Here is a 25,205-nt window from a genome sequence, read left to right as displayed (position 1 = left end):
GGATCCCTCGATGACAACATCACGCACAATGCCGCCGGCAGGTATCCCCAACGGAGAGCCGATCCTGCCGGACGGGCCTTCCACCACCAGGGCGAAGTTCCCCGAGTCGCCGTACCTGAGTGATGAGGGTCGCCGAATGCGGGACGAGATTGTCCAGCTCCTCCCGTTGCTGCGCCAACAGGCCGCCGAGGGGGAAGCGCTCGGCGCACTGACTCCTGCCACCCTGGAGGCGGTGAATCGGGTCGGTGCCTTCAAAATCACGATCCCCACAGAGTTGGGCGGCTACGCACTCGGGGCCCGCGACACTGCGGAGGTCGTGCGGACACTCGGCCTGGGCGATGCGGCAGCCGCCTGGCTGGTAATCGTCTCGAGCGCAACCCGGAACATCCTTGGATTCGATGCGAAGCTCCGCGACGAAGTACTTGCGGGAATGGACGAATGGGTCGGTCCGCTCGTGTTCGGTGCGACCGTCTTCGCACCGAAGGTCGGCGACGGCCGCAAGGTGGCCGGCGGCTACCAGGTGAAGGGCAAGTGGTCGTTCGGCAGCGGCAGCAAGCACGCTGCCTGGGGCTCCGTTGGTTTCGAGTATGACGACCCGGCAAGCGGCGAGCGGCGACGCGCAATGGGTGTCCTGTCCAGGGACCAGTACACGATCGTCGACGACTGGCATGTTATGGGGCTTCAGGCAACGAACTCGAACAGCATCCGGGCGGATGAGGAGATCTTCGTCCCCGACTACCGCGTCGTCCACACCGCTGACCTTCCGCGTTTGAGCGATTCACTTCGCGGCGCCTACTCGGGGTTGGGCTTCAAGCACGGAGCGTTCGGGATGATGATCGGCAGCAGCGGCGCGTTCGCCGCCTTGGCCATCGGGATCGCACAGGGGGCACTGGACTCGTTCCTGGCGCAGGCCGCGAAGCGTCCGCCGTTCAATCTGCCCTACCCGACTATGTCGGAAATGGCCTCGATCCAGATGGTCGCCGGCAAAGCGCGTGCGGCCATCAACGCGGCGGACGCCGTTCTCGCCCGGCACATGGACGAGGCGGATCGGCGGGCGCTCACAGGTGAGGACTATCTCCCGTCTGAAGAACCCGAAATCACGATGGATCTCGTCCACCTGATCCACCAGTGCCTCCACACAGTGGACGGGCTCCTCCTCGCTCTGGGATCGTCGGCGGTTTCCCTCTCCAACCCGATCCAGCGCGCGGTCCGGGACATCCACGTCCTGGCCACGCATGGGGCGTTCCGGATCGATCCGATGGCTGAGATCAATGGCCGGGCGATGTTCGGTCTTGCACCTTTTCCGATGATGGCGGCGATAAGTTCGCCCGTCACTGCACCCAAGGGCGGGCGTCCTCCGGCAGCACCCCCGCGCCCCTAAGTCGTGTCCCGGGGGTTCGCCCTCGTGCCCCAGCAGGTGAAAGCGCAGGCGTCAAGGTCGACGCCGGCGACAACCGACCACAAGGAGTCCCGATGCAGAAAGATCATCCAGTTGTGCCGGCGTCGAGCGTTCCGCAGCCCGTGCCCCTGCTCGACGACGCAGCGAAAATCAGCTTCAAACAATACGCCGTCGACTTCCTGAAGGCCCCGGGTCGGGCCAAGGCGGCGCTGATCGGCAGTCTTCTGCTGGTCGCCGTGAGTCCTGCAGCCCTGGCTGCGATGACCCCCTTTATTGTTCCGGCCTACGCGATGAGCACAGGTACACGGCCGCAGGACGGGATACTTCTGTTCGTCAGCATTCCGCTGCTCGTCGGACCATTGTTCCTTCCCTTCCTCGGACGCTGGGTCGACCGCCACGGCGCCCGGACGGTCGCTTTGCCGTCCATCATTCTCTATGCGGTTTTTATGGCCTTGGTTCCGGTCGCCGGCACCACCACATGGCTGCTCGGTGTGCTTCTTACCCTCACAGCAATCTGTGGCTTCAGCGCGAGCCTGGGGGTGGTGTTCAAAGTCATCTCCGGGTGGTTCCCGGCGCATCGTGGTATTGGTTTCGGCCTCGTCGGCGTGACGTCCGGCGTGATCGCAGCGATCTCATCTCCTCTGTTCCAGTGGCTTATTAATGGGAACGCCGCGCCCCAGACAGGCGGGGTGCCCCCGGCAGGCGAGGCGCCGGCGGGAGCCGAGCCCCCCGCAGACTCCGGAAGCGGCGGTCTGGTTCCGCCTGGTGACGCGGGCGGTGCGCCTATGCCTAGCGTCGACGCCGGGGTCTTCGCGGGCCTTGGCTGGGACGGCACCTACCTCGCCACCGCCATCGCGGTCGCCGTCATCGGAATCCCCACCGTGCTCTGGCTCATCTCCGAGCCCAAGGTCACTGCGCACGTTCCTCTGCCCAAGGCAGTCGACGCTTCTCTTCCGGGGGTGCCGTTCCGGAAGGCGATTTTGACACGACCGTGGATTCTACTCATCCTCTTCCTCGTCCTCGCTGGGACCGGGCCTATCGCGATGCGTCAGAACGCAGTGGATTTCTTCGGTCAGTCCGGTGTCAATCCCGCCGCCGTCTCGGTCTCGCTTTCGGTACTCGCCAGCACGTCAATCATTGGACTGCTTGCCGGGGGTACCACTCTTGACCGCACACGCCGCCCGTGGGTCGTGGCGCTGCTTCTCCTCGGCGCACCGCTGGGTCTCCTGCTCGCACTCGGTAACGGTGGTTCCCTGGTGCTCGTCTATCTCTCTATGGGACTGCTCGGCATCATCGCGGGCGTGGAGTCGGCCCTGGGTCCGGCGCTGATCGCCAAGTATTTCGGGATGAAGTCCTTCGCAGCGCTCCAAGGCATGACGCTCGCGGTTACGGGTGTTGCACTTGCGGCGTCCCCGTACCTCTTCAGTGCGCTTCAGGCAGCTACGGGAAGCTACGCCGCGCCGATGCTCGTACTCGTTGTGCTGGGCGTCATCGCGGTAGCGTGCGCCGCCCTTCTGCCGAAGTTCCCCGCCCCGTGGACGGGACCTGCCGTTCATGACGAGGAAACGCTGGTCGAGCCCCGACCTACTGACTGAGTCCCCGATACGTCACCCCGCTGGCGGACACCCGCCGGCATCCGTGACGCGAACAGCCATCTCACCACTCTCTCCATCACCCACGTCCCATCACCAAGAAAAGGTTCCCCGTTATGTCCCCTCTGCTTACCGCCCCCCTCCCTGCCGAACTCCTGTCGAATGCCGAAGCACTGGTGCCCCTGCTGAGGGAGCGTGCGGCCGAGACCGAGGAGCTTCGCCGCCTCCCGGACGAAACGATCTCCGACTTCGAAAGGGCAGGCCTATTCAGCGCGATGCTCCCAGCCACGCTGGGCGGCTCCCAGATCGACCTCATCGAGTACGTGGACATCGTCCGGACCCTGTCCCGGGGCGACGCGTCAGCCGGGTGGGTCGGCGCGTTCCTCATGGCCCACAATCTCCTGCTCGCTCGTTATGGGGCACAGGCGCAGGCCGACTTCTTCCAGGGCGGCACGTACGCGCTGGCAGCGGCGGCGGCCACCCCTCCCGGAACGGCGGTGACGACCGAGGGCGGCTACCTGGTCAGCGGTCGCTGGCGCTTCGCCTCCGCTGTGATGCACGCCCAATGGGTGATGGTCAGCGCCGTTTCTCCAACCGGGCCGCTCTCGGTGGCGGTGCCCATCGAGGACGTGACGGTGATCGACACGTGGCAGGTCCCCGGTATGAAGGGCACCGGGAGCAACGATGTAGAGGCAAAGGACGTCTTCGTTCCCGCGCACCGAACGATTGAGTTCGCGTTGTTCTCCGCTGACTCGGAACGGGCTGCTGCGCTACACCCCGGTTACCCGCTCGCTGCGTACCCCGTCAACCGCATTCTGCCTGTCATCCAGGCTGCAGTTGCGCTCGGCACCGCGGATGCGGCCCTGGAGCTGTTCCGTGGAAATGCCGGTAAGCGTGTCCGCATGCAGACCGGGCAGCGAATCGTGGATGAGCCGCTGGTGCGATCGGCATACGCCCACGCGTGGGACCTGCTGCACGTCGCGGAGCTGCAGATGAGGGACGCACTCGAAATGACGGCCGCCATCTACGGGCCTGAGCGCTCGCAGGAGGCAAGCCTTGAGAACCGCGCCGTGATCAACCTGGGTCTCACCGGGGCGGGCACCAAGGCATTTGCTGCAGTGGACCTGGTGGTGCGCTCGTCGGGGGCCTCTATCTTCCGCACGGGTGACCCGCTGGAGCGCATCTGCAGGGATGTGCAGGTCATCCGCAATCATGCGTCCGCAGATTTCATGACCATGAGCGCTGTTGCCGGCGGTGTCCTCCTCGGGCAGGATCTCGGCGACTTCCCCGAGCCCCTCTTTTAATCGACGTCGCCCCTCCATCCCCTCCGTTACGAAAGGGCATCATGTCCGAACTCGCAGATATTACCCGCCGACTGGAGCGCCTCGAAGCTGTTCATGAAATCGAAAACCTCATGGGGCGCTATGCGTTCTACCACTCGGCCTATCGGGATGACCTGATTCCACCGCTGTTCGCGGACCGGGAGGACCTGGTTGTGGAGATGCCGTTCGGTACGTTCACCGGGCCGGACGCCGCCCGGAGAGCGTGGGCGCCGCCCCCGATGAAGGCGCCCTCGCGCGATCTGACCGGTGAGTACGTTGAGCACCTGCTCACGACTCCGGTGGTGGAAGTTGCCCAGGACGGGCGCACCGCTTCGGCGGCATGGATCTCACCGGGCGCCGAGGCGCATCACCTCGGCTGGGTTGAAGGCAACCCGCTTCGGGCGCTTTGGTACTGGGGACGGTACTCGGCGGATTTCGTCCGTGAAGACGATGCCTGGCGGCTCTGGCACTTCCGGCTCTCGGCCACCTTCATCACGGACTACAGCGCCAGCTTCACGGATGCCGCTGCGCAGCTGATCCCGCCTCTGCCGCCCTACGACGAGAACGGACCAGATGCTCCGCCCCGCGGGCAGGTGCCCTACTCGCCGGTCTGGGACCCCCGTGAGCTCCCGCTCGCCCCGGAGCCGTACGACACGTTCCCCGCGCCGCCGGAATAAACCCATTGCGCTTATCTGCACTACACCGTACAGTACGACTATGAATCTCAATGAGGAGGTACCGGTGGATACGCATACAGAAGTTTCCGTTGATCCGCAGGCATTCCGGGCAGCCATGGGAGCCGTCGCCACGCCCGTCTCCATCGTGACGACCACTCTCGGTGTCCCGCATGGGACAACGGTCAGTGCGTTCGCATCGTTGTCCCTGGATCCACCGATGGTCCTCGTGTCGCTTCAACACGACTCAGACCTGCTCGAGTTGATCACGCGGTCCGGGCGGTTCGGTCTCAACGTCCTCGCCTTCGACCAGGCGGGGATCGCCTCGACCTTCGCAAGGCGTGGGCTCGACCGGTTCGCCGGCGTGGATTGGGTGATGGATCAGGGATTGCCGCGTATTGCCGGCATCGCGTCGTGGGCAGCGTGTCAGGTCGTGGACCTGGTGCGGGCGGGCGATCACACGATCGTGACGGGTCTCGTCGGTGCTGCGGACAGCTTCGATGTCGCCGGCCTCGTTTATCAGCACCGCCGGTTCGGTCACTTCACCCCCGTGGAGCCGGCGGCCTGAGGGCCCTCCTTACAAAACCGAGCCGCAAGTACAGCAATGAATCGGCTGCAGCGCAGCCGCCGAGTGAAGGAACAATGATGTCCCAGTCCGTCTATGCCACCACGCCGAAACCGCGCCCTATCCGCGCCCCCAAACTCCACCACGCGACCTTCATGACCATGGAGATCGACCCCATGGTGAAATTCTACGAGGCCGTTTGCGGCCTGCAGCCGATCTTCTACTCGGAGAACGCCGCCTGGCTGGTTAACGATGAGGCGAACCACCGCATCGCACTTCTCCGCATCCCCGGCACGGTCCCGCCGGTGGACAAACCCCACTCGGCCGGGATCCACCACACGGCGTTCGAATACCCCGACTTCGACTCGTGGCTGGACAACTACGTCCGCCTGCGGGACCAGGACATCCTGCCCGCCTTCAACATGGACCATGGCATGACGATGTCCATGTACTACACCGACCCGGACGGGAACGGCATCGAGATCCAGGTGGACAACTTCCATGACTGGGGCAAGTCGAGCGAGTGGATGTGGGCATCACGCGAGTTCGCGGAGGACCAGCTCGGACCGCAGTTCGACCCGGACAAGCTGGTTGCCGCACGCGAGGCGGGGATGGATCACGAGGAGATTCACCGCCGGGCTTATGCCGGTGAGTTCCGTCCCGCCGTCGAGGTTCCCAACCCGTCGTTCCCCGACCGTTGGGCAGAGAAGATCGCGGCGAACCCCGAGCTCCTGCGCGGAGTTCCCTTCCCGCTCGCAGCGGAGGCCTGACACATGCGTATAGCCAACCTGAATGGCCGTGCCTCCCTCGTGACCGAGGGGGGAGCAGTCGACATCGCCAAAGCCTCCGACGGCGCTTTCGGGCCTGACCCGATGGATGTCTACGAGCGCTGGAGTGACTTCGCCGCCTGGGCGGCCGCGGCCGCCCTGCCGGCGGCTATGCCCTTCGAGCCGACCGATCTCGGCATCCCGGTCCCGAGGCCTCCGCAGGTGCTCGCCATCGGCGTGAACTACAAGGACCACGCCGCCGAGGCCAACATCCCGGCACCCGATGACCTGATCGTCTTCACGAAGTTCCGCTCCAGCCTCGCAGCGCCCAACGCACAGGTCGAACTGCCAAGCGACGACGTCGATTACGAAACCGAGATTGTCGTGGTTATCGGTAAGGAAGGCCGCCGGATCGAGAAGGCCGATGCCTGGCAACATGTGGCCGGCATCGCCGTCGGACAGGATTATTCGGAGCGCACTGTGCAGCGCCGTCCCCCCGTACCGCAGTTCTCGATGGGCAAGTCGTTCCCGAATTTCGGACCGTTCGGACCGTACGTGGTCACACCGGACGAATTCCCGAACCGGGACTCCATCTCGTTCCACGCGGTGCTCGAGCGCCCGGGCGAAGAGACGATCACTCTTCAGGACGGCGACACGGATCAGCTGTTCTTCCCGATTGACGAGAGTATCCACAGGCTCTCGCAGATCGTGACGCTGCTGCCCGGTGACATCATCTTCACAGGCACGCCCGCGGGTGTGGGCCTCTCGCGCGGGATACTGATGCGGCCGGGCTATCGCCTCACCAGCACCCTCGACGGCTTCGGCTCGTTTACGAACGAGTTCACCGCGGCATCGTGACCGAGACGTCCGGGGCGCCCGAAGTCACCTGGGCGCCCACCGAGGAGAGCATCCGGAACACCCAGATGTGGGCCCTCCGTGAGCTCGCCCTCGAACGCCACGGGGTGCTCCTCGACGACTACCCTGCCTTCTGGCGGTGGTCGGTCGAGGAGCCCGGGGCATTCTGGGATCTCGTACGTGAGCATGCGGGCCTGATAGGCGACGGGCTGGTGGGACCTGCCCTTTCGGAGCGCCGCATGCCCGGTGCGGTCTGGTACCCGGAGGCGCGGCTGAACTATGCCGAGAACGTCCTGCGGCATGCGGATACCCGGCCGGACGAGGTGGCGATCGTCGGACTGTCCGAGGACGGGCGCATCGAGTGGACCTGGCCCGGTCTCCGTGATCGTGTTGCGGCCCTCGCCGCCCGCCTCCGCGGCCTCGGCGTCGAGCAGGGCGACGTCGTCGCGGGCGTCTTTCCGAACATCCCCGAGGCGATCGCTGCGATGCTCGCGGCCGCATCCCTCGGCGCGATCTGGTCGGTGTGCTCGCCCGACTTTGCCAAACCTGCCATCGTCGACAGGCTGGCGCCGCTCGAGCCCCGCGTGCTCCTGGGTTTCTCCGGCTACACGTTCAAGGGCCGCGCGGTCGACTCCCGGCCGCTGGTGGACTCGGTCGGCTCCGCGCTGCCCACGGTGACCGACATCGTGTACCTCGACGACCTCGATGCCTTGCCGCCTGCACCCGCGGACTACCGGCGCCTCCCGTTCGACCACCCCTTGTGGGTCCTCTTCTCCTCCGGAACCACCGGCACGCCGAAGGGAATCGTGCACGGACACGGCGGAATGCTGCTCGAATCCGCCAAGGGAATCGGGCTGCAGTTCGACCTCGGTCCGGGTGACCGCTACTTCACCGCAGCGAACACCTCCTGGATGGTGTGGAACACTCTTCCGAACACGCTCAGCGTGGGGGCATCAGTGGTTACCTTCCCCGGTGCGTCCGTGTGGCCGGACGCCGACCGCCAGTTCGCACTCGTCGCTGAGACGCAGGCGACGATGCTCGCCACCGGGGCCGCATATCTCGCCCTCGTGGAGAAGTCCGGTCTGCGCCCGGGAGACCGTTACGACCTCTCGTGCCTGAACACGATCATGTCAACGGGATCGGTTCTCGCCCCCTCGACCTGGCGCTGGGTCCACGCCGCGGTCAAGGCCGATGTCCACCTGTCGAGTGATTCCGGCGGCACCGATATCTGCAGCGGTTTCATCGGAGGCAACCCGTGGCAGCGCGTGCACCTCGGTGAACTGCAGGGACCAACGCTCGGAACTCCCGTCCAGGTCCGAGCGGAGGACGGCCGGGAGGCGGCGGACGACGAAGTGGGCGAGCTCGTGCTGACCGGGCCGATGCCGTCAATGCCGGTCCGCTTCTGGGGCGATGAGGATGGCGCCAAGTACCATGCGGCGTACTTCGAAGCCGACCCGTCCGTCTGGACGCACGGCGACTGGATCAGCCGCACCCCGCGCGGAGGCGTGGTGGTGCACGGAAGATCCGACGCGACGCTCAACCGCGACGGCGTGCGGCTCGGCAGCGCGGAGATCTACGCCGCACTGCAGACCCTGGATGAAGTGCGTAACGGCGTCGTTCTGGGGATCGAAATGCCGGGCGGACGGTACTGGATGCCGCTGTTCGTCGAACTGGCCGACGGCGTCGAACTCAGCGACGACCTGGCCGCGCGGATCCGGACCGCGATCCGTTCCCGAGCGACGGCGCGGCACGTTCCGGACGCGATCGAGGCAGCGCCGGGCATTCCCGTCACGTACTCCGGTAAGCGGATCGAGGTGCCCTTGAAGAAGGTGTTCCTGGGGTATGACCAGGCCAAGGCGGTCAACCGCGGATCGCTGCAGAACCCAGGCACGGTCGACTGGTTCGTCCAGCGGGCCCGAGTATTCAACGAACAGAATGGAATCGAAGCCAAATGAGCGACAACGATGTCGATGTGCTTGTTGTGGGGCAGGGCGTGGTTGGGCAACTGACCTCGCTCTACCTTGCACAGCGCGGGTACCGGGTGCTGGCCGTTGAGCAGCACCGCGAGCCGTATTCTCTGCCGCGGGCCGTCCATTACGACCCGGATGTCAACCGATTCCTAGCCGGAGTAGGCCTGGATGCGGAGGAGCAGGCCACATTCAGCGAGCCTGCCCTGAGCTACGACTGGCTGACTGCCGATCGGAAGCTCCTGCTGACCTTCCCCGCACCCCTCGACGGGCCGCAGGGCTGGCCGGAGTCCACGATGTTCGCCCAGCCCGACCTCGAAGCCGCGCTGCGGCGGCACCAGGAGATGGCCGAAGGGCTCGAGATTCGCTGGGGGACCGCTCTTACCGGGTTTGACCAGGATGCCGAGGGGGTATCGGCGTTCATCCACGGCCCTGCCGGCGGGGCCACGGTCCGTGCCAAATTCCTCGTGGGATGCGACGGTGCCAACTCAGCTGTGCGGGAACTCGCCGGGCTGGCAATGACGGATCTGGACTTCAGTTCGGACTGGCTGGTGATGGATCTCCAGATGGCCGAGCGTGAATGGACGCCCGAGAACGGCCAGATCTGCGACCCACTGCGTCCGACGTCTGTCGTCTCCGGTGGTCCTGGCCGGCGCCGCTTCGAATTCATGCTGATGCCCGGGGAGGACGCTGCGGCATTCGCCAGCACGGAGAACGCCTGGGAACTTGTCGCTCCCTGGGAGGTCACTCCCGAGAAGGCGGACCTCGAGCGCCTGGCGATGTACACGTTCAACGCGCGGTGCGTCACCGAATGGAGCCGCGGGCGCGTGTTCGTCGCCGGCGACGCCGCGCACCAGATGCCGCCCTTCTTCGGGCGGGGCATGGTGTCGGGGGTCCGAGATGTCGCGAACCTCGTGTGGAAGATTGACCACGTGCTGAGCGGGCTCGCACCGCTCAGTCTGCTCGACACCTATGGGAGCGAGCGGGGTGCGCACGTTCAGCATGCGCTGATGATGTCGCTCGAACTCGGCCGGATGATCTGCGAGACCGACCCCGCCAAGGTCGAGGCGCGCGACACCCACTTCCTCAGTGCCGGGCCGTTCCCCTGGAATGCACTTCCTCCCATGCCCCCGGAGATCCTCGGTCCGGGCTTCTTCCCCGGCGGTGCGCCCGGGTCCGATCCGGTCGCCGGCCGAATCGGCGTGCAGGGACGGTTGCGTGGCCTCGACGGCAGCGAGACGGCCGCGGACCGGATTACCTGGGGAGAGTTCGTGGCCTTCGTCGACGGGCGCGTGGTGAGTGAGGACGATGCGGAGCGTATCCGTGCGGCCAAACCCGCCGGATTCCCGTGCAAGGTCATCGAGGTCATGCCCGCCGACACCGCGGCCCGCAACCGGCACAGCGGCAGCGACGTCGATGGCCGATACGGGGAGGTCTTCGATACGGCCGTGGCCGTCGTCTACCGTCCCGACTTCCACGGGTTCGCCTCTGCAAAGACCGTTGACGACGCCGTAAACCTCATGGCCGCCCTTGAACCAACCCACCTACGGGAGTCCGCATGACCATCCTCACCGACAACGACGCCGTCATTGTCTCCATTGCCCGTACCGCCATCGGCCGTGCCCGCAAGGGCGGACTCGCCGACGTGCGCGGCGACGAACTCGCCCGCCAGGTCTTCGCCGGCGTCATCGACCGTGTACCAGGATTGTCCATCGACGACGTCGATGACCTGATGCTCGGCACGGCGGCCCCCGACGGGGAACAGGGTTTCAATATGGCCCGGGTCGTGGCGACGCTGCTCGGTTACGACACGCTGCCGGGCACGACTGTGAACCGCTTCTGCGCGTCCTCGATCCAAACCACCCGGATGGCGTTCCACGCCATTAAGGCCGGCGAAGGGGACGCGTTCCTCGTCGGAGGTACCGAGTCGACATCGCACGCGGCCCCTCCGGCCGGGGCGGGCAATGCCGCGTTCGACGCAGCGGCCGAACGCACCGCGCAGGCGATGCTGTCGGGGGCGTCGTGGCACGACCCGCGCACCGACGGCGCTATGCCCGACGCCTATATCCAAATGGGTCACACGGCTGAGTATGTGGCGCGGCTGACCGGAGTCAGCCGGGCCGATCAGGACGCCTTCGCTGCGCGCTCGCAGCGCCTGGCAGGGGAAGCGCAGGCCAGCGGCTACCTGGCGCGGGAGATCGTGCCCGTGGTGCGGCCGGACGGGTCAATCTTCGACCAGGATGACTCGCTTCGTCCGGGGACCACGGCGGAGGTGCTGGCCGAGCTGAAGCCCGTGTTCTCGCCCGTCGGAACGGTCACGGCAGGCAATGCCTGCCCGCTCAATGACGGTGCATCCGCCGCAGTGGTCGTCTCCGGACGGTATGCGAAGGCGCACGGTCTGCAGCCACTGGCACGCATCGTCTCGACCGCTGTCTCAGGTCTGTCGCCGGAGATCATGGGGCTCGGACCCGTGGAATCGTCGCGGCGGGCGCTGCGTCGGGCCGGCCTGACCATCGCCGACCTCGACCTGATTGAGATCAACGAGGCATTCGCCGTCCAGGTCGTTGCTTCTGCGAGGGAGCTCGGGATCGACATGGACCGCCAGCTCAACACGCACGGCGGGGCGATCGCCATTGGACATCCCTTCGGTGCGACCGGCACCCGCCTCATCGGCACGCTGATCAACGGCCTGTCGACCGAGGACAAGACGCTTGGCATGGCCACGCTGTGCGTCGGCGGCGGGCAGGGAATGGCAATCGTGCTGGAACGCCTCAACTAATCGGCAGAACGGAAAGCGGTCGGGTGAATTATTCACCCGGCCGCTTTTCGGTGTTCCTGCGTGCTTAGAACTCGTCCTCATCGACGAACGTGGCGTAGGGCTCAGGCGCGTGCACGAGTTCCTTGGGATCCCACGACGGGGTGTACTCGACCTGGAATCGTGGAGCACTGTCCGGTCCACCGTTCCCGATCGGCGCTGGCGGTCGGGGGAGGCTGCCGTCCGTGAAGCTCTTGTAGTAATCGGCAACGAACGTGAGGGAGTTCCGGTACTTCCAAATCTTCCAGGCACCATCTTCCTTGCGGAAGACCAGGTGGTAGCGGCCCCAGTACCAGAACCCGTGGAGGGGATTGCCCTCGACCCAACCGAGGTGGTGAGCCTCGGCGCCCGGCGTGATCCACGCGGCCTTCGCCGTTTCGAGGTCATCGGCAACCTCGATGACGGGTGTGGACAGGAGGTGCTCGACGTACTCACCGCTGAGGTCGCGGGGCGGGAGGCCCTCGTCGAGCGCGCCGACGAAGCAGCGCTGCGCGGCGTCGGAACCGGTGTAGCGGCCGAACGGGAGTTCGATCACGGTGTCGGGCCGTGTGCTGAAGTACGGCACAATCGGTTCGTTCGCGTATGCGGAGTGGAGGAACTCAATCCTTCCCATGATGTTCGAGATTTCGATGTAGGCCTCGGTTCGGGAAATCCGGCGTTCAAGTGCAGCAATGTCGGTCATGCGGTCTTCCTTATCAGTAGGTGGAGGGCAGTCGGGTCGACTTAGAACATGGGCTCGGCGTAGTCGCCGATACCAACACCGAGCAGCGCGCCGCCGGCGACGGACGCCATGGTTTCGAAGTCGACTGCGGCGTGATTGCGCATGACCTGTGTATCGCGGACGATCCGCTCCAGCGGGTCGCCGGTGCGGAAGATGGAGGCACCGGCTGCCCGCACCACGAGGTCGATGGCTTGGAAAGCTTTCTGCCCGGATCCGGTCAGCCCCAGATTGATGCGGGCGCGGTCTGCGAGCGACGCGGGACCGGTTGAGTGCCGGCCGTAAACCCGGTCAGTGTGCGCAAGTGCGTCGTGTAGCTGGAGACCCGCGACCTGTACGAGGTCCCATGCCTTGCCGTAGGTCTGGCGGGTGATCGGCTCGTCGATCTGCTTCTGCTGCGTCTGCATCCGGACCCGCTTACCGAGACCGCCCGCGAAGAGCTCGAGGGCCGCGTCTGCGGTACCGATCGCGACAGCGGAATGGATGAGGTTGAGCGTGCGGTTCATGGGGTAGCCGATGAGCGGGTATTCAGTCAGTGCCGCACCCTCGTTGTGCTCGGACGAGTATGTGGGGAAGGAAACCGTGCGGTGGCGGGGAACGAAGAGTCCTTCTACCTTGATGTCGTTGGAGCCCGTCGCCTTCATTCCGGGGACGTGCCAGGTGTCGACGATCTCCGTCTCACTGACGGGTACCACAACGCTGAGAGGGCCATCGGGGGACATTGCACTGAGTGCGGCCCACTCAGCGTGTAGAACACCCGAACCGAAGCGCCAGGTGCCGGAGAGGCTATATCCGCCCTCCACAGGGGTTGCGGCTCCGGGCGGGCCCGCAGCGGCGACGGTCAGTCCGTACGGTTTTTCCGCGAAGAACTCGCCCTGTGCTTCCGCGCCGTAGCGATAGAGGAGGGTCGAGTGCGAGATGAGGAATGCGGCGATCCAGCCGGCAGAGGCATCGCCCCGCGAGAGGACGCGGACGAGGTCGGCGAACTCGCTGAGGCCGAGTGCGGAGCCTCCGTGTTCGGCGGGCACCATCGCTGTGAAGAACCCGGCGGATTTGAAATCCTCGATGGTCTCATCGAGCTGCCGTCGGAGGTTCTCGGCCTCGGATGCGCGCTCCCGTAATAGCGGGACCAGCTTTTCCGCGCGGGCGATGAGCTCGCTTGCTGTGGGGGCGGTCGTTGTCGTCGTCGACATCGGTATACCTCTCGTGGGTGACGTGATAACCGAACTATACTGTACGTACCAGTTCAGTAGTACACAATCGTCTCCCGGTGTTCAGCGTTGCGGAAACTGCGGCGGCGAGTCCAGAGCGATCACCCCTGGCCGATGCCGTGAGATGTCCTTCCCCTTACGGATGGGTCTCGGCTGCCGAATGTATATAGGGGCGTGCATCCGAAAGCGGTCGCGCGTGCGGCAGCGGGTGTGCGCACCCGCCTCGATCCGCACCAGCGAAAAGACCCACGAATGTCGCAGCAGCACCCCAGTCAGTCCACCCCGGAGCAGCCGCCGGTTGCAGAACCAGAAACCGCAGAGATGGTGACTGCCGGCTCAGTACCTCCTCCGCCGCCTGCCCCGGAAACCGATACCCCGGCGTCCCTGCGGGGTAGGAAAGCACGAGGAGACCGGCTCAAGGCCACGAACCCGGCGGACGAACCGCGGGCGGACCGACAGGCGGCGAAGCGCAAAGCCGCACGGATCTGGCTGGCGGCTGCCGGCGTCGTACTGCTTGCCGGCGGCGCTGTAGGTGGACATTTCCTGACCGACCCGACCCGGAGCGAGGAATACATCGCGCTTTCGGAAGAATCGGCGCAGCGCCAGTCGATGCTCGAGAAGTCCCAGGACGACTACAGCGTCATGAAGGAGGACTACAACAAGCTCTCCAGCGGCATGTACGCCCGGGAGATGAAGGTAGGGGAGCGAGAAGAAGCTGCCGCAAAGGCCGAAGCCGATGTGGAAAAGCGGGAATCTGCTGTCTCCGCCGCGGAGAAGCAGAAGGCAGCTGACACTATCAGCGACGGGACCTGGACGGTGGGCACCAACGTTTCGCCGGGGACCTACACAACCGCGGCTGACGTCGGCTCCAGCTGCTACTGGGGAATTTACCGAAGCGGTTCGAACGGCGACGACATCCTGCAAAACGATCTCCCCGGCGGAGGCAGGCCCACTGTCACCCTGTCCGAGGGCCAAGACTTCAAATCCAGCCGATGCGGAAAGTGGGAGAAGCAGTAATGACGCAGGATGACGCACCGTATCCGCATCCGCAGAACCCTGCCGGTGGCACGGAGAGTGCGCGGATGAAACCCATGCCGCCGCTGCCTCCGGCCCCTCCCGCTCCTCCCGCGCAGTCCGGGACCGGACCGGAGAATCGCGCGGCACTGCCGTTCGGTATGACGCCGTACCCGCCTACGGTCCAGTTGCCTCCGTCGCGGCGGAACTACGCGTTGTTCGCCGGTGCTGGACTTGTTGTTGGTCTGGGCGCGGGGCTCCTGCTTGCGCAGATTGATAGGTCTTCGAATTCCACCGCTCTGCTCGACGCCGTGGAGCTCTGCGAGCTCACGGACCAGACAGGCATAGAGCTTGGCGACGAGGGACAGAGCCTGACCATGTCCGGTCAAGGTGAAGAGACCTTGGGCTATGGAGCCGATTTCCTGGACATACATTGCGTTTTGTCGGCCATCGATATGCCCGACAGCGTGGGCAGCAGGTTAGGAAATACCCGGGCCCTGGACGGGACGCAAACTGCTCAGTGGGGAGAGTTCTCCACCTTTTGGAACTACCACCCGGATGACGGCATGAACGTGATCGTCGAGGTCGTTGGAGAAGAGTAGCCGCGCCTTGCTCCGCGTCACCGACGTGGAGGCTTAGCCCCGGAAACTCATGGGGTGTACAGATAACGGGCTTATCGCCCCGGAATAACCCCGTTATCTGTACAACCGGCGCGGCGAAGCCCCGTTATCTGTACAACCGGCGCGGCGAAACCCCGGTATCTGTACAACCGGCGCCGCCCGCACGTTCATAGTGCAGTTGATGCAGCCTCCCGGCTGGCCCGGGGGCATCTACTGCACTATGAACGCGCCAGAGCCAGTGAATCGCGCAGAACTTCCCACCCAAATGGGGCTTCGCACAGAACGTAAACCCTTGTGAAGTGCCGATGTGACCGCAAACACAAATTGCATTAGCGTTGTTCTTCCGTCAACGCAGCCGGAGCCACTCTCCGCACCCATGCTGCGTCATCACTTGCCCCCTTGAGGCGGCACGACATGGAAAGGGGTGCCGGGTGGGAACCTCGCTCCACGAAACCGAGCCCTCGCTCAAGAAAGTCCTCGGCCGGATTGACGTTTTGGCGCTCGGTTTCGGCGCAATGATCGGTTTCGGCTGGGTGGTGCTCACCGGCGACTGGCTGATCAATGCCGGCACCCTCGGCTCGGTGCTGGCCATGCTGACCGGCGGCGTCATTATGGCGGTGGTCGGACTGACGTACGCCGAGCTCTGCGCGGCCATGCCCAAGGCCGGCGGCGAGCACAACTACATCATGCGGGCTATGGGTCCGCGGACCTCCTTCATCGGATCCTGGGCCATCATCGGCGGCTATGTGACCATCGTGGCATTCGAAGCCGTGGCCCTGCCCCGCACCGTGCAGTACATCTTCCCGGACCTCAGCCAGATTCACCTGTGGACCGTGGCGGGCTTCGACGTGCACCTGACCTGGGCGCTGGTAGGTGCGGTTGCCGCCGTCGTAATCACCTGGATCAACATCCGCGGCGTGAAGGAAGCGGGCGTGGTGCAGACCTTCGTGGTGCTTTTCCTGCTGGCCATCGGGCTGGTGATGATCGCCGGGTCCTTCGCCGGAGGGTCCGTGGCCAACATGGAGCCGTGGATCAACAACGGCATGACCGGGTTCTTCGCGGTCCTGGTGGTGGTGCCCTTCCTGTTCATCGGCTTCGACGTGATTCCGCAGTCCGCCGAGGAAGTGAACATCCCCGCCAAGCAGATCGGCAAGCTCGTGGTTGTCTCCGTGGTGCTGGCAACCATCTGGTACCTCATGGTGGTGCTGACCACTTCGTCGGCTATGTCCGCCGGAGACCTGGCGCAGACGGACATTGCGACGGCGGACGCCGTCGGAGCCATGTTCGGCTCGGACATCATGGCCAAGATCCTGATTGCCGGCGGCATTGCAGGCATCCTCACCTCGTGGAACTCCCTGTTGATGGGCGCTTCCCGGCTGATGTATTCCCTGGCCCGTTCCGGCATGCTCCCGGCCTGGTTCGGCCGCCTGCATCCGAAGTATCACACCCCGCACAACGCCCTGCTGTTCATCGGGGCACTGAGTTTCCTCGCTCCGTTTGGCGGGGCGGAGATGCTCGGCTGGCTGGTGGACTCCGGGGCGCCCAGCATCGTGCTGGCCTACACCCTGGTGGCGATTTCATTCCTCATCCTGCGCCGCCGCGAACCGGCAATGGACCGTCCGCTGCGGATCGGCGGGCGCGGCAACGGCGGCATCGCCATCGGTATTGCCGCCGCCGTCTTCGGCCTGGCTCTGTTCAGCCTCTACATGCCGGGCATGCCTGCGGCGTTGGGCGTCGAGCCGTGGGTACTGTTCGCCGCATGGTGGGTGGTCGGTCTGGTCTTCTTCTTCCGGGTGCCGGCCGGCATCAAGGCGGGGCCCGACGCCGAGGAGCACCTCCTTGCCCGTCTTCGGTCCCGCGTGCGGCAGGGCTGATTTGGGCGGGCCGTTTTCTTTGCCGGCGGAAGTCCGGACCGAATAACTTAACGCCGACAATGATGGGGGACGAATGACACTGAACAGGATGCTCACCGACGAGGAAGTCTTCGCAGAGCACCGGAGGCTCCTGGCCCGGGGCGAGAAGCGATTCCTTCATCGGACGGAGTTTGGCAATCTCCACAGCTACGCCCCGGACGAACTCGGGTTCCGGCCGGACGGTGCTCCGCCGTCGGACCACCCCAATTCCTGGGTGGTGGGGGTGCTCCTCCTCATCCTGTATTTGGTGTTCATTCTCTTTTTCGCCGGGGTTGGCCTTTTCCCGTCAGACGACTGGGTCTTGAGAGTGACCGCGCTGATTCTCGTGGCGGTGATGCTCGGTTGTTCCTTCCGGCTTGTTGCGGCGACCCGAAGGGAATACCGGGCTGCGAGGGTGCGAAAGCAGCGAGGGCTTCCGCGGCCCGGCCGCCAGGGTGTGGTTGCCCTGCCGGACGTTGTCGACGGGCGTTTCGGTTTCCGGCACTGACCGGACGTCGCCCGCTGCACAGTGATCCTCGTAGCGGAGGGGGCTGGGGCGGTTTCCGAAAATCCGGTGTACAGATAACGGGCCTATGCCGGCCGAATAACCCCGTTATCTGTACAACCGGCGCCGCTAAGCCCCGTTATCTGTACAACCGACGAGGGTAAGCCCCGTTATCTGTACATCCGACGCCGGTAAGCCCCGTTATCTGTACAACCGGCGCCGCCCGCACGTTCATAGTGCAGTAGATGCTGCCTCTGGACCGGCCAGAGGACATCAACGGCACTATGAATGCGTCCGGCCGCTGAAGCCCCGGCAGAACGTCAAGCCCACCCGGCCCACCCGGCGCACCCCGTCCCCAAGCCCACCGGCCCACCCGGCCCAAAGCCCACCACCCCGCCCCCGGCTCACCCCGCGGCCCGCCCCGCCCCAAGCCCACCCGTCACCCCGCGGCCCGCCGCACCCCGCCCGTTGCAAAAACATCACGTTAAGCCGGGTTTGGGGCTCCTCGGGGCGCTTTGTGAAGCAGGTAACGGTAAGGTTGCTTGGTAGTTTTCGCCCGGACACCAACCCGGACACCAACCCCGGACCAAACACGGACACCAAACGCCGGGCGGCAACAAGAAACAGGCGACAAGAAACATACGCAACCAAAGTGAAGAGGTCTTGATGTGTGGGAATTCGTGGCGGACCGGTATCAACAGATCCTGTTCGCCGGATGGCAGCACTTCAGCCTAGTTGTCCAGTGCCTGATCCTCGCCACGGTCATTGCCGTGGTCATTGCGGCCCTCGTTTACCGCAATAAGACCCTCAGCGGAGTGGCCAACGGCGTCTCCGCGGTAGGCCTCACGCTGCCGTCCTTCGCCCTGATCGGCCTGCTGATCGCACCCTTCGGGTTCGGCGCCGTGCCGGCCGTGATCGTCGTGGCGTTCTATGCCACCCTGCCCATCCTGCGCAACGCGGTGGTGGGTCTGGCCGGGATTTCCCCGACCGTCGTGGAATCCGCCCGCGGCGTCGGCATGAGCCGGCTGCGCACACTGCTGCGCATCGAACTGCCGCTGGCCTGGCCGGTCATCCTCGCCGGCGTGCGGGTGTCCGCCCAGATGGTTATGGGTATTGCCGCCATCGCGGCCTACGCCCTCGGCCCGGGACTGGGCGGCTTCATCTTCACCGGACTCTCCCGCCTGGGCGGTGCCAACTCCCTCGAATCCGTAGTGGTCGGCGTCGTCGGCGTCATCCTGCTGGCCCTGATCCTTGACCTTCTCCTGGTCGGCCTCGGCCGGCTCACAACCCCGCGAGGTATCCGTGTCTGAGACTCTTACCCCAACCACCGGCGATAAAGCCACCGCCACCGGCATCCTGCTCGAAGACGTCACCAAGCGCTTCCCCGGACAGGACAAACCGGCCGTCGGCGGGCTGACCATGGAAATCCCGCGGGGCAGCATCGTGATGCTGGTTGGCCCGTCGGGCTGCGGCAAGACCACCACGCTGAAAATGATCAACCGGCTCATTGAGCCCTCCAGCGGGCGGATCATCCTCGACGGCGAAGATGTCACCGGGATCGACGGCGACCAGCTGCGCCGCGGGATCGGCTACGTCATCCAGGCCGGCGGGCTCTTCCCGCACATGACCGTGGCGGCGAACATCGCCGTCGTCCCCAAGATGCTCAACTGGGACAAGGACCGCATCCAGTCCCGGGTGGACGAGCTGCTCGAACTGGTCTCCCTCGATCCGGCCCTCTACCGTGACCGCTACCCGAAGGAACTGTCCGGCGGGCAGCAGCAGCGCGTGGGCGTGGCCCGTGCCCTGGCCGCCGATCCGCCCGTGCTGCTTATGGATGAACCGTTCGGTGCCGTGGACCCGATCACCCGCCAGCGGCTGCAGGACGAACTGCTGCATATCCAGTCCGAACTGAACAAGACCATCGTCTGCGTCACCCATGACTTCGACGAAGCGGTGAAGCTGGGGGACTGGATCGCCATCTTCGACGAGGGCGCGCAGCTGGTGCAGTATGACTCCCCGGAACGCATCCTGGCGAACCCCGCCAACGAGTTTGTGGAAAACTTCATCGGTTCCGGCGCCGGCCTGAAGCAGCTCACGCTGACCCGTGTGAACGAGGTGGAGCTGGCCTCGCCGATTACGGCCGGCATCGGGGACCTTGCCAGCGACACCCTCTCCCGGCTGCAGGGCGCGGGCGAGCAGAACGCCGTCGTCCTGGACGAACGGGAGCGGCCCATCCAGTGGCTCTCCCGCCGCCAGCTCAGCCGCCTGGACCGGCATACCGACGCCGTTGATCCCAAGCTTCCGGTGATCAGCGAGCAGTCCACGCTCAATGACGCGCTGGACACCATGCTGGTCTCCAGCACCGGCGCCGCCCTGGTGACGGGTCCGCGGGACCGGTTCCTCGGGCTGGTCACCGTTCAGACCGTAATGGAAGCGATCACGGCAGCGAACGACGCCGCGCAGCAGGGCTCCTCCAGCGCACCGGTGGGCCTCAACAGCGGCGGCATCCGACGCGGCACAGAGACAGACGGGCAGGCAGCAGTGCAGGACGACGCCGGTGCTGCCGCCGGCCAGGGCACCCGATGACCGCCGTCCCCACGGCCGCCCAGGCCCGGGCCGAAGCCGAAACCGGTGCCGGCCCGACATCCTGGCGCCCTCTCCTGCTGCAGCTGGCCGGCATCGCGGTGGCCTTCGGGCTCCTGATGCTCTGGCTGACCACTGCCGAGCTCAGCGTCACCGAGCGCACCACCCTGGATCCCGCGGCGCTGTGGGACTACACCGTGCAGCACCTCCTGCTCACCGGGGTGTCCGCGGTGATCGTGCTGGTGGTCGCCATCCCGCTGGGCGTGCTGCTCACCCGCGGACGGATGCGCCGGGTCACCGGGCCGATCATGGCGGTGGCCAACATCGGCCAGGCGGCGCCGGCCATCGGGCTGCTGGTGCTGCTGGCCTTCTGGGTCGGCTTCGGTTTCCGGGCCGCCATCGGGGCGCTGGTGGTCTATGCCCTGCTGCCGGTCATGCGGAACACGATGGTGGGCCTGCAGCAGGTGGACCCGCGCGTCGTGGAGGCCGGCCGCGGCGTCGGCATGAGCAACGCCCAGGTGCTGTTCCGGCTGGAACTGCCCCTCGCGGTGCCCGTGATGCTCTCCGGGGTCCGGACCGCACTGGTGCTTCTGGTGGGCACCGCCACGCTGGCCACGTTCGTCAACGGCGGCGGGCTGGGGATCCTCATCACCACCGGCGTGAACCTGAACCTGACCACGGTGCTGGTGGCCGGAGCCCTGCTGGTGGCGCTGCTGGCGCTGGTGGTCGACTGGATCGGCCGGCTGGTCGAGCACATCGCCCGGCCGAAGGGACTCTGATGAAAACGCAGCCAAACGCACGCGTCCGCCTCGCTGCCGCAGGAGCTGCCGCCGTCGGCCTGCTGCTGGCGGGCTGCGGACTGCAGCCCGCCGCCTCGTACGTGCCGGACGCGGACCCCGGGCTGATCCAGCCCGTCGAGGGCCTGCCCGACGACGCGGAGCTCACCATCACCAGCAAGAACTTCACCGAACAGCTCATCCTGGGCAAGATCGCGGTGCTGGCCACCAAGGTCGCCGGCTTCGACGTCACCGACCTGACCAACGTGCCCGGCAGCCAGCCGGCGCGGGAGCTGCTCCTGTCGGGGCAGGCCGGCATGACCTGGGAATACACCGGCACCGGATGGATCGCCTACCTCGGCCAAAGCGAAGGCATCCCGGACAAACAGGAACAATGGCAGGCCGTGCATGACGCGGACCTGGCAAACGGTGTCACTTGGGGCGATCCGGCGCCGCTGAACAACACCTACGCCATGGCGATCCGCAGCGAGGCCGCCGAGGAGCTGGGCGTGGCCAGCATCTCCGACATCACCACCCTGCCGGTGGAGGAGCGCACGTTCTGCCTTGAGGCCGAGTTCAACTCGCGTCCGGACGGCATGAACCCGCTGCTGGAAAAGTACGGTATGCCGCGCGGGGCACCCAACGGCGTGCCGGACGCCAACATCGGCATCTATGACACCGGTGCCGTGTATTCGGCCACCGACGCCGGGGAGTGCAACTTCGGCGAGGTCTTTGCCACGGACGGACGGATCGATTCGCTGGGACTGACCGTGCTCGAGGACGATCTGGCCTACTTCCCCGCCTACAACGCGGCGCCCGTCTTCAACACCGAGGCGCTGGAGGAATATCCGGAGCTGGTGGACATCTTTGCGCAGGTGTCCCCGTTGCTAACGGACGAGGAACTGCGCAAGATGAACCTTGCCGTAGACGTCAACGGCCAGGAGCCCGCGGACGTCGCCTTCGACTGGATGGTCGAGAAGGGCCTGATTACCGCTCCCGAGTGAGGTGGACCCCGTGGACCTTCCAGCCATCCTCGACGCCGGCCACGTTGACGACGCCGCCGGCCTGCTGCGCCGCTACTACACGCAGAAACTGACCTCCGGGCATGTGCGGACCGGGGCGAGGTTCGACACCTGGGCCGGCGGGGGAGACTCCCCGGGAGCCGCCGACCGGATCACCGCCGATGACCTGGTTGCACTGGCCCTGCTGGGCGAGGAAATCAAGGGACCGGCGGTGGTGGGGCTGCTCGAGACGAAGGCACCGGAGATCGGCGAGCTGCTGGAACTGATTCCGGTGAGTCTGGAGCTGGCGGACGTCACCGGCGTCGAATACGTCCACGTCCTCGGCAAGGACAGCCCGGCGTGGCTGCTCTGGGAGATTTTCCGCGGCTACCGGGGCGGGCAGTGGAAGATGGGCCCCACGAAAACCAGCAAGCTGCTGGCCCGCAAACGGCCGAAACTGATTCCGATCTGGGACTCGATGGTGGCCCGCAGCATCGGAGCGGGGACCTCCCTCACGCAGTGGGAGGAATGGCATGCGCTGCTGACCGCCAATGACCGGGAACTGGTCCGCCTCCTGGACGAAGTCCAGGACCGGGCTGCGCTGCCGGTGCGGGTGTCAGCCCTGCGGGCCATGGACGTGGTGCTGTGGATGGACGCCAAGCAGCGCGGTTTCCGGGCCGCGCCGGGCGACGACGACTGAGCCGGAACTCCCCGAAACTGCCACTAGTTCCGGTAGGTGAACACGGTCAGCCCGCCGGTCGCGAACCGAGGGATGTCGGCGTTGGCGGCCTGCCCCTCGGCGGTGGTCAGGGACTCCTGCATGGCCGATTCGTCGTCGAAATCGGCTTCGAACAGTGCGAAATACGGCGGTTGCTCCTCCGCCGACCTCAGCTCCTCGGACGCCCGCAGCTCACGGAGGCCGGGGATGTTGCGCACCAGCGGCAGGTGCACGTTGCGGTAGTGCCGGCGGAAGGCAGCCGGGTCCCGCGGCTGCCGGAACAAAACAACGAGGGTGTGCATGCTGAAAAGGTAACGCTCTCGGTGGCAACGGGACAGGGGGTTTGCCCGACGGCGGTTAAGGACACCGGGTGCCGCACCGGACTAGAGTCCTCAGTACGCCGGGGCCGCCATGCCCGCGGACCCGCAACGAAGAGGAACCCTAATGTCACTTTCCACCAGCGCCGCCGCCGAGACCCCGACGCCGGAGCTTCCGGACAGCATGCGCGTCTCGGTCCTGCGCGTCCCGGCCACCCCCGGCGGAAATGCCGACGGCGCCGCGGACGAGGCCGTCCCCAACCAGCTGTCCGTCGACGAACGCCCGCTTCCGCAGCTGGAACCGAACGAGGTGCTGGTCCGGGTGGCCGCCGTCGGCGTCTGCGGCAGCGACGTGCATTATTTCCGGCACGGGCGGATCGGGCAGTTTGTCGTGGAGGAGCCGCTGGTCCTGGGGCACGAAGCGTCCGGGACCATTGCCGCCGTCGGCGCCTCCGTGGATCCGGCCCGGATCGGCCAGCGGGTATCCATCGAGCCGCAGAAACCCTGCCGCCGCTGCGAGCAGTGCAAGCAGGGCCGCTACAACCTGTGTCCCGACATGGCCTTCTACGCCACCCCGCCGGTCGACGGCGCCTTTGCCGAATACGTGGCGATCGAGTCCGATTTCGCCCACGCCGTTCCGGACACGGTCTCGGACGAGGCCGCCGCCCTGATGGAGCCGCTCTCGGTAGGCATCTGGGCCTGCCGGAAGGCCGGCGTCGGGCCCGGACAGCGGGTGCTGGTAGCCGGTGCCGGACCGATCGGCGTGATCATTGCCCAGGTGGCCCGCGCCTTCGGCGCCAGCGCCGTGTACATCAGTGACATCGCGCAGGACCGGCTGGACTTCGCCGCCGCGCACGGAGCCACTCACACCCTGCATGCCTCCCAGCCGGTGGACGGGCTGGGAGTGGATGCGTTCATCGACGCCTCCGGAGCTCCCAGCGCGGTCCGCGCCGGCATCCGGGCGGTGGCTCCCGGCGGCCGGGCCGTGTTGGTGGGCATGGGCGCCGAGGACGTCGAACTGCCGGTCGGCGTGATCCAGAACCGCGAAATCTGGCTCACCGGCGTCTTCCGCTACGCCAACACCTGGCCGACGGCCATCTCGCTGGTCGCAGAGGGCAAGGTGGACCTGGACGGTTTGGTCACCCATGAGTTCGGGCTCGGCCAAGTGCGGGAAGCGCTCGACGCCGGCCAGGAACCGGGGGCGCTGAAGGCCATGGTCCAGCCGTGGCGCTGACGGGCGCGGCGGTGCGGGCACCGGATCCGGTCCGCGTGGAACGGAGCGGGAAAAGAAAATTCCGCGGCGCACCTCGACACTAAGTTACTGAGCGGTAATATAGCGGGCATGCACCTCATTCTGCGCACCATCCTGACCCTGTTCCGCGCCCGACGCCGGCCCAAGCTGGGCTTCTTCGAGACCTCCTCGGTACCCATGAAGGTCCTGGTCACGGACATCGACTTTGCGATGCACCTGAACAACGGCATGTACTTCTCGCTGATGGACCTGGGCCGCTTTGACCTGCTGGTCCGCAGCGGCGTCTGGGACATCATGAAGAAGCGCGGCTGGAGCCCGGTGGCGAACAACGAAACCATCAGCTTCCGCAAATCCCTGCAGCTGCACCAGCAGTACAGCATTGAAACCCGGGTCATCGGGTTCGATGAGCGGGCCATCTACATCGAGCAGCGCATGGTGGCGGACGGAGAGATCTACGCCAGCGCCGTCATCTGCACCCGCCTGGTATCCAAGAACGGACCGGTGAGCAACGAGGAGATCTTCGAGGCCGTGGGCGCCGTTCCGCCGTCGGACCTGGAACTGCCGGAGTGGATCAGCGAGTGGCGTGCCGCCGTCGCCCTGCCGAGCACCCGCCGCCCCGCTCCGCACACCTGGGCCTAAGCG

General features: G+C 66.0%; 24 protein-coding genes. 21 read left to right on the top strand and 3 right to left on the bottom strand.

Annotated features, from left to right (window positions below):
* Nucleotides 1–10: 10 nt before the first annotated feature.
* From N2K98_RS15125 to N2K98_RS15080, 10 genes are all read left to right on the top strand, one after another.
* Nucleotides 11–1,381 (top strand): acyl-CoA dehydrogenase family protein, encoded by a 1,371-nt coding sequence (locus N2K98_RS15125; protein ID WP_255864793.1) that lies wholly within the window; start codon nt 11–13, stop codon nt 1,379–1,381.
* Between the two features lie 92 nt (nt 1,382–1,473).
* Entirely contained in the window at nt 1,474–2,994 is a 1,521-nt protein-coding gene (locus tag N2K98_RS15120; protein WP_255864794.1) for an MFS transporter, read from the top strand.
* Between the two features lie 113 nt (nt 2,995–3,107).
* On the top strand, nt 3,108–4,295 hold the full coding sequence (locus N2K98_RS15115) for an acyl-CoA dehydrogenase family protein (RefSeq protein WP_255864796.1): 1,188 nt from the start codon (nt 3,108–3,110) through the stop codon (nt 4,293–4,295).
* A gap of 41 nt (nt 4,296–4,336) precedes the next feature.
* Complete coding sequence (locus N2K98_RS15110) at nt 4,337–4,990, top strand: nuclear transport factor 2 family protein (protein ID WP_255864797.1); 654 nt, start codon at nt 4,337–4,339, stop codon at nt 4,988–4,990.
* A 64-nt stretch (nt 4,991–5,054) separates the two neighbouring features.
* A complete protein-coding gene (locus tag N2K98_RS15105) occupies nt 5,055–5,555 on the top strand; it encodes a flavin reductase family protein (protein WP_255796685.1) in 501 nt (166 codons plus the stop codon).
* 74 nt (nt 5,556–5,629) lie between these two features.
* Entirely contained in the window at nt 5,630–6,322 is a 693-nt protein-coding gene (locus N2K98_RS15100) for a VOC family protein (RefSeq protein WP_229950604.1), read from the top strand.
* Nucleotides 6,323–6,325: 3 nt separating this feature from the next.
* Nucleotides 6,326–7,177 carry a fumarylacetoacetate hydrolase family protein gene (locus tag N2K98_RS15095; protein WP_255864798.1) on the top strand — a complete coding sequence of 284 codons (852 nt, stop codon included), beginning with the start codon at nt 6,326–6,328 and terminating at the stop codon, nt 7,175–7,177.
* Nucleotides 7,174–9,129 carry an acetoacetate--CoA ligase gene (locus N2K98_RS15090; RefSeq protein WP_255864799.1) on the top strand — a complete coding sequence of 652 codons (1,956 nt, stop codon included), beginning with the start codon at nt 7,174–7,176 and terminating at the stop codon, nt 9,127–9,129. Before N2K98_RS15095 ends, N2K98_RS15090 begins: the two co-directional genes overlap by 4 nt.
* A complete protein-coding gene (locus N2K98_RS15085) occupies nt 9,126–10,703 on the top strand; it encodes a bifunctional 3-(3-hydroxy-phenyl)propionate/3-hydroxycinnamic acid hydroxylase (protein ID WP_255864800.1) in 1,578 nt (525 codons plus the stop codon). Before N2K98_RS15090 ends, N2K98_RS15085 begins: the two co-directional genes overlap by 4 nt.
* Nucleotides 10,700–11,920 (top strand): acetyl-CoA C-acetyltransferase, encoded by a 1,221-nt coding sequence (locus tag N2K98_RS15080; protein ID WP_255864801.1) that lies wholly within the window; start codon nt 10,700–10,702, stop codon nt 11,918–11,920. Before N2K98_RS15085 ends, N2K98_RS15080 begins: the two co-directional genes overlap by 4 nt.
* Nucleotides 11,921–11,984: 64 nt before the next feature.
* On the opposite strand, the gene N2K98_RS15075 is transcribed toward N2K98_RS15080, so the two are convergent.
* Nucleotides 11,985–12,638 (bottom strand): nuclear transport factor 2 family protein, encoded by a 654-nt coding sequence (locus N2K98_RS15075; protein WP_229950596.1) that lies wholly within the window; start codon nt 12,636–12,638, stop codon nt 11,985–11,987.
* A 41-nt stretch (nt 12,639–12,679) separates the two neighbouring features.
* Nucleotides 12,680–13,867 (bottom strand): acyl-CoA dehydrogenase family protein, encoded by a 1,188-nt coding sequence (locus tag N2K98_RS15070; RefSeq protein WP_255796692.1) that lies wholly within the window; start codon nt 13,865–13,867, stop codon nt 12,680–12,682.
* A 270-nt stretch (nt 13,868–14,137) separates the two neighbouring features.
* On the opposite strand from N2K98_RS15070, the gene N2K98_RS15065 reads away from it, so the two are divergent.
* The 9 genes from N2K98_RS15065 (at nt 14,138) to N2K98_RS15025 (ending at nt 22,976) form a co-directional block, all read left to right on the top strand.
* On the top strand, nt 14,138–14,902 hold the full coding sequence (locus N2K98_RS15065; protein ID WP_255796693.1) for a hypothetical protein: 765 nt from the start codon (nt 14,138–14,140) through the stop codon (nt 14,900–14,902).
* Entirely contained in the window at nt 14,902–15,501 is a 600-nt protein-coding gene (locus tag N2K98_RS15060) for a hypothetical protein (protein WP_255864802.1), read from the top strand. Before N2K98_RS15065 ends, N2K98_RS15060 begins: the two co-directional genes overlap by 1 nt.
* A 449-nt stretch (nt 15,502–15,950) precedes the next feature.
* Nucleotides 15,951–17,393, top strand: coding sequence for an APC family permease (locus tag N2K98_RS15055; RefSeq protein WP_255864803.1), 1,443 nt, complete (start codon nt 15,951–15,953; stop codon nt 17,391–17,393).
* 73 nt (nt 17,394–17,466) lie between these two features.
* Nucleotides 17,467–17,919 (top strand): hypothetical protein, encoded by a 453-nt coding sequence (locus N2K98_RS15050; protein ID WP_255864804.1) that lies wholly within the window; start codon nt 17,467–17,469, stop codon nt 17,917–17,919.
* 665 nt (nt 17,920–18,584) lie between these two features.
* On the top strand, nt 18,585–19,226 hold the full coding sequence (locus N2K98_RS15045) for an ABC transporter permease (RefSeq protein ID WP_227919365.1): 642 nt from the start codon (nt 18,585–18,587) through the stop codon (nt 19,224–19,226).
* Nucleotides 19,219–20,502: an ABC transporter ATP-binding protein gene (locus N2K98_RS15040; protein ID WP_255864805.1), complete on the top strand. Its 1,284-nt coding sequence runs from the start codon at nt 19,219–19,221 to the stop codon at nt 20,500–20,502. The genes N2K98_RS15045 and N2K98_RS15040 overlap by 8 nt, the downstream gene beginning before the upstream one ends.
* The gene (locus tag N2K98_RS15035) at nt 20,499–21,278 is read left to right on the top strand and encodes an ABC transporter permease (protein ID WP_407079852.1); all 780 of its coding nucleotides are present in this window, start codon (nt 20,499–20,501) and stop codon (nt 21,276–21,278) included. Before N2K98_RS15040 ends, N2K98_RS15035 begins: the two co-directional genes overlap by 4 nt.
* Nucleotides 21,278–22,279, top strand: coding sequence for a glycine betaine ABC transporter substrate-binding protein (locus tag N2K98_RS15030; protein WP_255796701.1), 1,002 nt, complete (start codon nt 21,278–21,280; stop codon nt 22,277–22,279). The genes N2K98_RS15035 and N2K98_RS15030 overlap by 1 nt, the downstream gene beginning before the upstream one ends.
* 10 nt (nt 22,280–22,289) lie before the next feature.
* Nucleotides 22,290–22,976: a DUF6308 family protein gene (locus N2K98_RS15025; protein WP_255796702.1), complete on the top strand. Its 687-nt coding sequence runs from the start codon at nt 22,290–22,292 to the stop codon at nt 22,974–22,976.
* A gap of 23 nt (nt 22,977–22,999) precedes the next feature.
* Here N2K98_RS15025 and N2K98_RS15020 read toward each other — a convergent pair whose 3' ends face one another.
* A complete protein-coding gene (locus N2K98_RS15020) occupies nt 23,000–23,296 on the bottom strand; it encodes an EthD family reductase (RefSeq protein WP_229950574.1) in 297 nt (98 codons plus the stop codon).
* Between the two features lie 142 nt (nt 23,297–23,438).
* Between N2K98_RS15020 and N2K98_RS15015 the strand changes: the two genes are divergently transcribed.
* Both N2K98_RS15015 and N2K98_RS15010 read left to right on the top strand, forming a co-directional pair.
* Nucleotides 23,439–24,545 carry an NAD(P)-dependent alcohol dehydrogenase gene (locus tag N2K98_RS15015; protein WP_255864807.1) on the top strand — a complete coding sequence of 369 codons (1,107 nt, stop codon included), beginning with the start codon at nt 23,439–23,441 and terminating at the stop codon, nt 24,543–24,545.
* 108 nt (nt 24,546–24,653) lie between these two features.
* Nucleotides 24,654–25,202, top strand: a complete 549-nt coding sequence (locus N2K98_RS15010; protein WP_255796704.1) for an acyl-CoA thioesterase — start codon at nt 24,654–24,656, stop codon at nt 25,200–25,202.
* Nucleotides 25,203–25,205: the final 3 nt, after the last annotated feature.

Source organism: Arthrobacter jinronghuae, from assembly GCF_025244825.1.
Taxonomy (GTDB): domain Bacteria; phylum Actinomycetota; class Actinomycetes; order Actinomycetales; family Micrococcaceae; genus Arthrobacter_B; species Arthrobacter_B jinronghuae.
Note: the sequence above shows the minus strand (reverse complement) of the source record. Positions and strands in the feature narration are given on the sequence as shown.